The organism is Streptomyces sp. GC420, from assembly GCF_009916105.1.
Lineage (GTDB): Bacteria > Actinomycetota > Actinomycetes > Streptomycetales > Streptomycetaceae > Streptomyces.
Genome location: NZ_JAAAXQ010000046.1, coordinates 20861 through 30490, shown reverse-complemented (window position 1 = coordinate 30490; position 9630 = coordinate 20861). Strand labels below are relative to the sequence as shown.

The following is a 9630-nucleotide window of genomic DNA, read 5'->3' as shown; positions in this document are numbered from 1 at the left end:
GGATTCCTCCGGGGCCCGCCCCTTCGAAACGCGTGTGTGCGTGCGCGGTGCTCAGATCTCCCTGGCCTGCTCCAGCATCCGGTCGACGACCCGGCCCGAGGCATGTCCGTCGTCGAGGTCGCAGAACAGTTCGTGGAAGCGCTCGAACCGCTCGCGGTACTCGGCCGAGACGGATTCGATGCCGCGGATCGCGGCGACCACCTCCTCGGAGGTCCGCAGCAGCGGCCCGGGCGAGTCCTTCTCGAAGTCGAAGTAGAACCCCCGCAGAGTGTCGCGGTAGTGCTCCAGGTCGTACGTGAAGAACAGCATCGGGCGCCCCAGGTGCGCGTAGTCGAACATCACGGACGAGTAGTCGGTGATCATGATGTCCGAGACCAGATACAGGTCGGCGATGTCCGGGTACTCGGAGACGTCCCAGACGAAGCCGTCGCCTGCGCCCGGCACCTGGTCGACGACGTTGGAGTGGCGGCGGATCAGCAGCACGTGGTCGTCGGAGAGCCGGCGCCGTGCGTCCTGGATGTCCAGCCGCAGGTCGAAGAGGTACTGCCCGGCGCTGTGCGACTGGTCGTCGCGCCAGGTCGGGGCGTACAGCACGACCTTCTTGCCGGGCGGCAGCCCGAGCTGCCCCTTGATCTTCTCGACCAGCTTCTCCCGGTCGGGGGAGTAGAGGTAGTCGTTGCGCGGGTAGCCCGCCTCCAGGATCTCCCCGTCGAAGGAGAAGGCCCGCTTGAGGATCGGCGTGCTGAACCGGTTGGAGGAGATCAGCAGTGACCAGTTCCCCGCCTCCAGCCGCAGCCGGTTCTGGTACTCCGTGTCGAAGTGCAGGGTGTCGATGTCGTGGCCGATCTTCTTCAGCATCGTGCCGTGCCACGTCTGCACGATCACCTGGCCGGGACGCCGCTCGACCCACTCCGGCAGGTGCCCGTTGGTGACGATGTAGCGGGAGGTTGCGAGCGCCTCGAACCACTCGCGGCCCCACATCCGGACCGGCTCGCAGGTAGGTGGCAGCACCACCTGGCCGTCGCGGACGGCCCACAGGTGCTTCAGGCCGGTGCCGCGCCGGATCAGCTCCTCGTGGATGGCGCGCGGGCTGTCGGAGTACTGCTTGCCGTTGTAGCTGAAGAAGAACACCTGGTCCCGCAGCAGCAGGCTGCGGGCGGGCGCGTACACCTCGCGGCGCTGCTGGAGCTGGCGGTAAGGACCGCGCTCCAGGTCGCTCAGTTCGGAACGGCAGTTGAGCTGCGGGAAGTCGCCCCAGCGCCGCTCGAACCAGTACCGCCGGCCGCCGAGTTCCGCCTTGAGCGGGAACAGGCCGTTTGCGAGCCGGTCGATGACGAGGGGCACGTCCGGACGTCCTCCGGCGCGCAGGAAGAGGTTCCAGCGGCCCGCCTTGAGCGGCACATTGCCGGAGCCGCCCATCACCGACGGGTCGAACTCCACCTCGAAGGCGCCGTTGTCTCCCCAGCGCACGGGCACCTTGCGCTCGTCGAAGCGGTTCCTGGACTTGAGCAGGAAGTCGGCGCCCGCCATTTCCGGGCTGGTGTGCCCGGAGACGAGGATGCCGTTCGCGCCCAGCGAGACCCTCTCGATGACGGCCTGCCTGACCCGGCCGCAGATCTTCAGATAGCCGTTGTGCCCGGCCACCACCGCGAGTTCCTTGTGCGCGGCCCGCTCCCCGAGCGAGGCCGGCAGATCGAAGCGCGCGTCCTCGAGACCGTCGCGGACCACGGGGCTGAACCGGCGCTGCGTGCCGTCCCCGGCCGTGGCCACGAGCACACTGCTCCACAGCCGCTTCTCCGGCTGGGCGTTCTCGTCGACGCCCTCGTCGGTGACCAGGGCCACGTCCTTGACGGACACCCGCGCCAGGAAGCGGGCCGGGCCCGTCCCGTCCCCGGCCACGGCGGCGGGACACTCGACGACCTCACCGCTCTTCGTGTGGGTCAGCCGCAGCGTGACCGTCTCGCCGTCCTTCAGCCGCTCCCGGATCTCGCCGGTGATCTCGATGTGCTCGCCGTCCAGGCGGCGGCCGGTGACGAGGGCGCGCAGCTTCTCCACCCGGATCTTCAACGCGCCGCGGTCGATGACGGGCAGCAGTCGGAAGTCCTCGCTCAGCCAGTGGTACGGCGCGAAGTTCGCGTCGCCGCCACCGCCGGACTGGACGCCGCCCTTGCGGAACAGGCCCGAGGCGTACAGGCCCAGGCCCACGTGCCAGGTTCCCTCCTCCCACTCGGCGCCCCTGCGCAGCTTCGCCGGGTCGAGAACGACCTGCCAGCCCGCCCAGTCGTAGTTGTAGCGCTTCTGGTTGGAGTCGGTGGTGCACTGCGGGTGGTAGACGTTCCTGGCGCGCAGGACCAGCCGGCGCCGCGAGCCGTCCCTCTTCAGCTGGAGCACCTTCACACTGCCGTGCCGGCTCGACGTGTCGATCCTGTCGATCCAGGCGTCACCGGTGAGCACGAGCCTGCCGTCTTCCCAGGTGACGTCGCGCAGCGGCGTGTGCAGCTCCAGGTCCGGGTCGATGCGCAGCGCGGACTTCGGCAGCTTGATGCTGCTCCTGCGCAGGGCCCGGAAGTCGGCGTACTTGCGGATGGTGCCGGAGACCTCGATGGGTTCCCTGCGGCGCTGGTCGGCGAGAAGGTCGATCAGCGCCGGTATCTGCCGTTTGCGCACCAGCAGCCACTGCACCCGCAGCGGCGCGGGAAGCTCCATGACGGTCTGCGGGTCGACGGCCGAGAGGTAGCGGTTGGTGGCGTCGAGGAACGCCTCGTGGTACTCGGCGTCCGTGTCGGGGATCACGTTGAGGAACAGGCGCAGGTCGTCCCGGAGCACCCGGTCGTCGTACTCGCGCTTGTAGCGCGCGTACTCCGGCCCCGGCTGGGAGGCGAGGAACGTGCTGACCGTCTCGACGGCGGTGACGCGGTCCTGGATCGCCTTGACCTCGCGGCGCCGCTGGGTGATCGACGGCGCCGACTCGCCCTCGCGCAGCCGCCAGTAGTAGACCGGCTCACCGATGACGTCCACGGCCTCGGCCTTGTAGTGCGCGGGCAGCACCACGGGGATGTCCTCGTGCAGGATGCCCTCGGGGAAGGAGAAGGAGTGCTTCTCCCAGAAGGAGCGCCGGAACACCTTGTTGCAGGCGATGCGGTCCGCGATGAGCTTCGGGTACTTGGAGACGTGGGTGCGCTTGCGCGCTTCGCCGGCCAGCATCCGCATCAGCGGCACCTGCCAGGACTTGCCTCCTTTGAGGTGGAAGACGTTGCCGGTGGCGAAGTCGGAGCCGGTCTCGTCGAGGCTGGTCAGCATCAGCCGGTAGGCGTCCGGGGAGATGACGTCGTCGCTGTCGACGAAGGCCAGGAACTCCGAGGCCGGGGAGATGTGCGCGATGCCGGTGTTGCGCGCCGCGCCGAGGCCGGCGTTCTCCTTGCGCACGAGCCGGAACCGGGAGTCGCGGGCCTCGTACTCGGCGCAGATCGCGGCCGAGCCGTCCGGGGACCCGTCGTCGACCATGACGACCTCGATGTCACGGAGGGTCTGAGCCTGAAGCGAGTCGAGGCAGGCCGGCAGATACCGCTCGACGTTGTAGATGGGGACGATGACGCTCAGCCGGGGGGCCATGGCGTGACCAGCTTCCTTTCGCTCTCGCAAGTTCAGACCCGCTCGATCGGCGCGAGCGCCTGGGCAGGGGAGGGGGCGTGGGTGCGCTCGCCGGCCGGCACGAGGGGCAGGAGGCCGTCCTCGCCGAGGAAGACCCTGCGGACCACCCGCTCGGCCGCGCGCCCGTCGTCGAACTCGCAGAAGCGGCGGCGGAACGCGGAGCGCAGCTTGGCGCTCTCGTCGCTGTCCCACTCGCCCGACCGCAGCAGGCCGGTCAGCTCCTCCTGGGTTCTGGCGACCTTGCCCGGCGGCTCCGCCATCAGGTCGAAGTAGGTGCCGCGGACGACGGAGTAGACGTCCCAGTCGTCCGCGAAGGTGACGATGGGCCGGTCCAGGTTGGCGTAGTCGAACATCGCGGAGGAGTAGTCCGTGATCAGCGCGTCCGCGGCGAGGTAGAGCCGCTCGACGCCGGGACGGGCGGACACGTCGACGACGCGGCCCGCCGCCTGGAGTTCGGCCAGGCGCGGCGAGGGCTCGTAGAAGTAGTGACCGCGGACCAGCAGCGTGACGCCGGGGCCCAGGTCCTCGGCGAGCCGTGCCAGGTCGAGGCGGAGGGTGAACTCCTTCTGGTACTCGCGGTGGGTCGGCATGTACAGGAAGGCGGTGACGCCCTCGTCCAGGCCCAGCTCGCGGCGTGCCTCGCGCACGTCCTCGGCGGTCGCGTTGACGAGGACGTCGTTGCGGGGGTAGCCGGTCTCCAGGGACTCGTACGAGCACGGGTAGACCCGTTCCCAGACGGCCGTGGAGAAGCGGTTGGAGGAGAGGCTGTAGTCCCAGCGGTCGCAGCGGCGCAGCAGGTCCCCGAAGTTCATCGACGTGGACGCCGGGTACTTCTGCTGGTCCAGGCCCATCGTCTTCAGCGGGGTGCCGTGGTGGGTCTGCAGATGGATCTGGCCCTGGCGCTTGGCCACTGCGTCGGCGAAGTTCACGTTGTTCACCAGGTACTTGGCGCGGGCCAGGGCCGCCCAGTACTCGCGCGACCCGACGTGGACCACGTCGACGCCCTCGGGCACGCGGCCCGCGTGCTCCGGCCTGACCGCCCACACACGTCTGATCCGGGGTGCGAGCCGGGCCAGTTCGGCGTCGATGGCCGCCGGGTTGCAGGCGTACCCGCGGCTCCAGTACGCGGAGAACACCGCGAGGTTCCCGTCGAGGGGGAGCCGCAACTGCGACCGGTAGTGCAGGTTCATGGCCGTGCGCTTGGCCCGCACCAGTTGCTTCCTGCTCTGGCTGCGGGCCGACCTGTGCGCCTTCCCCACGGCCTTCATCCCGGCCAGGGCGGCGTAGGAATCGAGGGCGAGCAGCTGGTACTTGTAGCCCCGTACGCCCGCCGGGCGCTCGAAGCCCCGGGGCAGCAGCCGCCGGTAGTCGGCGGCCGCCCGGTGGAAGAACTCCGCCCGCGCGTTCCGCGGCAGGCGGCCCGGCCGGTCGAGCACCGTCAGGTAGTGGTCGACCATCTTGCGGAACATCTCCGGCCGCCACTGGTCGAGTTCGGGGTGCTCGTCGAGGTACGCGAAGAGCCGTGAGTACTGGTCGAAGACGTCGAAGTGCTTGCGGCTGCGGGTGTTCAGGATGTTGCCGCCCTCTCTGCGCTGCCGGTAGAGGACGCATATCCGGTCGAGGACGGCTATGCGCTCGGCGGTGATCAGGGAGGAGAACGTCCAGGGCGCGTCCTCGTAGTAGCCGGGAGGGAAGCGGAAGCGGTGCCGCTCGACGAACTCACGGCGGTACGCCTTGTTCCAGGCGATCTGCAGCAGGTCCAGCAGTTCCGGCCGTTCGGCCGGCGGGAAGACCCCGGCGGCCGCGCTCTTCTCGAGCACCGCGCCCAGGAGATTGCGTCGGACCGTGCCGTCCCAGTACGTGCGGGCGTAGTCGTAGACCAGGATGTCCGGCTCGGCGGTCTCCTCCAGCCGGGCGGCGACGGCGCTCAGCGCGCCGGGGGTCAGGTGGTCGTCGCTGTCCAGGAAGAGCAGGTAGTCGCCGGTGGCCTGCTCCATGCCGGCGTTGCGCGCCCGCCCCAGCCCGATGTTCTCGGGGAGGTGCAGTACCCGGACGCGGCTGTCCAGCGCGGCGTACTCGTCGAGAATGGCTCCCGATGCGTCCGGTGAGCAGTCGTCGACCGCGATGATCTCGAAGTCCGTGAAGTCCTGCTGCAGGACGGAGTCGAGGCACTCACGCAGGTAGCCCTGCACGTTGTAGGCAGGCACGACGAGTGTCAGTCGGGGCATCCTTCACCAGTCCATAAGCATCTGTGGGGGTGTGAAACAACAAGCACGTGGGTAGTTCCATAGGTTGTGGCTCCGGAAAGAGGCGCCAAGCAGCCTATGTGATTGATGTGGGTTTGCTTGCGGCCGGGGTTCGTCCCTGCTTCACCTGGGTGCAAGCTGTGAGATGAACCTTCGGAGAGGGAGACGTCCAATTGTCCTGGATGGTTGTAGGCGGGGCCGGGTACATCGGAGCGCACGTCGTGCGGGCCATGCGGTCGGGCGGACAACCCGCCGTCGTGTACGACGACCTGTCGACCGGTGAGGCCGACCGGGTCCCGGACGGCACACCACTGGTGGTCGGCAGCGTCCTCGACCGTCCGCGCCTGGCCGCCGCGTTCCGGGAGCACCAGGTCACGGGCGTGGTGCACGTCGCCGCGAAGAAGCAGGTCGCCGAGTCCGTCGAACGCCCGCTGTACTACTACCGGGAGAACGTGACGGGACTCCAGATCCTGCTCGATGTCATGCGCGAGGCCGGTGCCGACCGCCTCGTCTTCTCCTCCTCGGCCGCCGTCTACGGCATGCCGGATGTGAATCTCGTCACGGAGTCGACCCCCTGCGTCCCGATGAGCCCGTACGGCGAGACCAAACTCGTCGGCGAATGGCTGATACGGGACGCCGCGCGGGCGTACGGACTGCGCGCCGTCTCGCTGCGGTACTTCAACGTCGCGGGCGCGGCGGCTCCCGAACTGGCCGACACCGGGGTGTCCAACCTGGTCCCGATGGTCTTCGAGCGCATCGAGTCGGCCCGGCCGCCGCGGATCTTCGGTGACGACTACCCGACGCCCGACGGCACCTGTATCCGTGACTACATCCACGTCCAGGACATCGCCTCGGCCCATGTCGAGGCCGCCCGCAGGCTCGCCGGCACCGAGGGCGGGCTCTGCCTCACCCTCAACATCGGCCGCGGGGAGGGCGTTTCGGTGCGGGACATGGTCGACCGCATCCTCAGAATCACCGGTCACCAGGGCCTCGCGCCCGAGGTCGCCCCGCGCCGGCCGGGGGACCCCGCCCGCGTGGTCGCCTCGGCCGACCGGATCCGTGAGGAACTCGGCTGGGCGGCGCGGTACGGGGTGGACGAGATGATCGAGTCGGCCTGGCGGGGCTGGCGCCTCCGGCATCCCTGAGCGGCGCGCACACGGCGAGGGGGCAGCGCACACGGCGAGGGAGCGGCGGACACGGCGAAGGGGTTGCGGACACGGCGAAGGGGCAGCGGGCCGAAGCCCGCTGCCCCTTCGTGTGCAGCCGTTGTACGGGTGACTCAGCCCGCGCTGACCGTGGTGCCCGTGCCGGACTGCGAAGCCTCCTGAGCCTTGTCGGACGCGGCCTGCTCCGGGATCTCAGGAACCGGGTACGACGCCAGCGTGCGCTCGAAGTCCCTGGTGGAGAGCAGCAGCTTGTAGATGATCGCGAGTTCGAACGCCAGCAGCAGGGCACCGGCGCCGATGGTCACGGGCATGACGGCCGAGACCAGCGGGCCGACGATGAACACCGCCATCTGGAATTCGATGCCGCTGACCAGGTGTGTGCGGATGCGCTTGCGGAGCAGGAAGGTGCGGAAACGGCCGTACCAGGGGAACCGGCCCTTGAACTCGACGTGAAGGTCGATGACCTGCTTGGGCTTCGACGCCTGGACGCCGCCGTTCTCGCCGCTGTCGTCCGCCTCGGAGTCCTGGCCACCGACCGCGACGTCGCTGATGGCACCGTTCTGGTCGAGGTCCGTCTCCGGGGTGTCGCGCAGCAGGTCTTCCATGAACGCCAGGCGCTCCTGCGCGCCGGTGCTCTCGTCGGTCGTCTCGCCGTTCAGGGCCGCCAGGGCGCGGCGGCTCGCCTTGGCGCGCGCCTTGATCTTCTTGCGCATGCTGTGGCGCACCTTGAAGATCTGCAGGGCGTCGATGTAGCGCAGCATGTCCAGGAAGATGACGGCGAGCGCCAGCCAGACATACGTCACATCACCGGTCTTCGAGTACTGGCCCCCCATCAGCGCCACGGCGCAGGCCAGGACGCGAATGCGGTCGAAGACGTAGTCGAGCCAGCCGCCGAACTCCGAGCCCTTGCCGGTGAGCCGGGCGAGCTTCCCGTCCATGCAGTCCAGGATGAAGCTGAAGTGGTAGAGCACGGCACCGGCGACCAGCCACTGCCAGTCTCCCCGGGCGAAGCATGCCGCGGAGCCGAGTCCCAGGAAGAGCGCGGCCCACGTGATCTGGTTCGGAGTGACCCGCGTCCACTTCGCGGTCCAGCGCACGAGCGGGGTGGCAACTGGGTCGACCAGGAGCACGGTCCACCATGCATCACGCTTTTTCTCGGTGAGGCGACGTACCTCGGCCAGGGAGGGGATGTCCATGCGGTCAGCCATCTTCCAGTCGGCTAGGGGGAGGGGGCGGCGTGTGCACACCGGGCACTGCTGTGTCTCGCGAAGTGCGTGAGACTCGAATGAATCGAGGGTGAAGATTATCGTACTTACGGGTGTCGCCTGTCTTTCACCGATGCCTGTGGATCTACACCGTGCGCGTCGTTCAGGTCACCCGGCAGCCGCGCCCTGGGGACGGGTTGGAGCTTTCGGCGCGGACGCCCCCGGCGCCCGGTTCCTGAAGAGCCAGTCGAGCCGCGGTTCCATGACGTACGTGAACACCCGCCGTACCGGGGGAGTCGTCAGCGCCACGGCGATCACGGCGGCGATCAGGCTGATGCTCACGATCCCCACCGGGCTGCGGGCCCACTCGCTGTCGTACCAGTCCCACCAGTGGGCACCCTTCGCGAGGAACCCGTGGAGGAGGTAGGCGTAGAGGGTGCCGGTGCCGAGCGCGGTGAACCAGGTGCGACGGGCCGGGACCAGTGCGAGGAAGGCCGCCGACAGCGCCAGTGAGCAGGCGAGCATGCCGAGGATCATCAGCACACCGACCCACGTCGGCACGCCGAGGTCCTGCGCGGCGTCCCGGCGGTAGAACCAGTCCGGATTCATGCGCGGCACTGCCCAGTAGGCGACGGCGGCACCGGCGGCGAGGACTGCCACGGCCGCGAATCGCAGCCGGCCCGTGCGAAGCCGCAGGAAGTGGCCCTCGCTCAGTTGCAGGCCGAGGACGAAGAAGGGGAGGTACTGCGCAGTGCGTTGGAGCGCGATCTCATCGCCCGCGGTCGGAGTCGTGCCCACCACCACGGCGATCAGGACGGCCGTGGCCAGCGGAAAGCGCATCAGCCGCCAGAGCGGTGCGGTCAGCCGCCAGATGAACAGGGACATCAGGAACCACGTGAGATACCACGGGTCCAGGATGCTGACCTCGAACGGGTCCGAGGTGTTGTAGGCCCGGAACGCGTTGAGCGCGACCTCGAATGTGATGTACGGCACGACGACTCCGCTCACGAGGCGCTGGAGCTGGCGTGGCCGGAAGTCGAAACTGCGTGAGAAATATCCCGAGATGATTGTGAACGCCGGCATGTGGAAGGCGTACAGCAGCATGTACGCCGCGGCGGTCGCCCTGCTGTGATCGCGAAGGCTTTCCCAGGAATGGCCGACGACGACGAGGACGATGGCCAGGAATTTCGCGTTGTCGAAGAAGGCGTCGCGCCCCTTCTGCGGTGGTGCTTGGGCTCCGGCCTTCGGATCGGCTCCGTCGTCCCGCTCGGCGGGACTTCTGCGTAGAGCCCGTATCACTCTCTTCCCCTCCTGCTGACGACGGCCGCGCGCTGCGGGCAGGCGTGCCATTCTGCGCGGGAG

General features: G+C 68.8%; 5 protein-coding genes. 1 reads left to right on the top strand and 4 read right to left on the bottom strand.

The window, feature by feature from the left end; genetic code table 11:
* Positions 1 to 51: 51 nt before the first annotated feature.
* Together GUY61_RS08885 and GUY61_RS08880 are read right to left on the bottom strand one after the other, a co-directional pair.
* Positions 52 to 3612, bottom strand: coding sequence for a bifunctional glycosyltransferase/CDP-glycerol:glycerophosphate glycerophosphotransferase (locus GUY61_RS08885; RefSeq protein WP_166629530.1), 3561 nt, complete (start codon positions 3610 to 3612; stop codon positions 52 to 54).
* A gap of 32 nt (positions 3613 to 3644) precedes the next feature.
* Positions 3645 to 5879, bottom strand: a complete 2235-nt coding sequence (locus GUY61_RS08880; RefSeq protein WP_166629529.1) for a bifunctional glycosyltransferase family 2 protein/CDP-glycerol:glycerophosphate glycerophosphotransferase — start codon at positions 5877 to 5879, stop codon at positions 3645 to 3647.
* A 191-nt stretch (positions 5880 to 6070) separates the two neighbouring features.
* Between GUY61_RS08880 and galE the strand changes: the two genes are divergently transcribed.
* The gene (galE, locus tag GUY61_RS08875) at positions 6071 to 7042 is read left to right on the top strand and encodes a UDP-glucose 4-epimerase GalE (RefSeq protein ID WP_166629528.1); all 972 of its coding nucleotides are present in this window, start codon (positions 6071 to 6073) and stop codon (positions 7040 to 7042) included.
* A gap of 134 nt (positions 7043 to 7176) precedes the next feature.
* On the opposite strand, the gene GUY61_RS08870 is transcribed toward galE, so the two are convergent.
* Positions 7177 to 8259, bottom strand: a complete 1083-nt coding sequence (locus tag GUY61_RS08870; RefSeq protein ID WP_166629527.1) for a CDP-alcohol phosphatidyltransferase family protein — start codon at positions 8257 to 8259, stop codon at positions 7177 to 7179.
* A 177-nt stretch (positions 8260 to 8436) separates the two neighbouring features.
* Positions 8437 to 9567, bottom strand: a complete 1131-nt coding sequence (locus GUY61_RS08865; protein WP_313896583.1) for an acyltransferase family protein — start codon at positions 9565 to 9567, stop codon at positions 8437 to 8439.
* Positions 9568 to 9630 lie beyond the last annotated feature (63 nt).

Bases quoted from the DNA above. Each gene is read 5' to 3' on its own strand.
- GUY61_RS08885 (WP_166629530.1), bottom strand. From the start codon at position 3,612: ATGGCCCCCCGGCTGAGCGTCATCGTCCCCATCTACAACGTCGAGCGG.
- GUY61_RS08870 (WP_166629527.1), bottom strand. From the start codon at position 8,259: ATGGACATCCCCTCCCTGGCCGAGGTACGTCGCCTCACCGAGAAAAAG.
- GUY61_RS08880 (WP_166629529.1), bottom strand. From the start codon at position 5,879: ATGCCCCGACTGACACTCGTCGTGCCTGCCTACAACGTGCAGGGCTAC.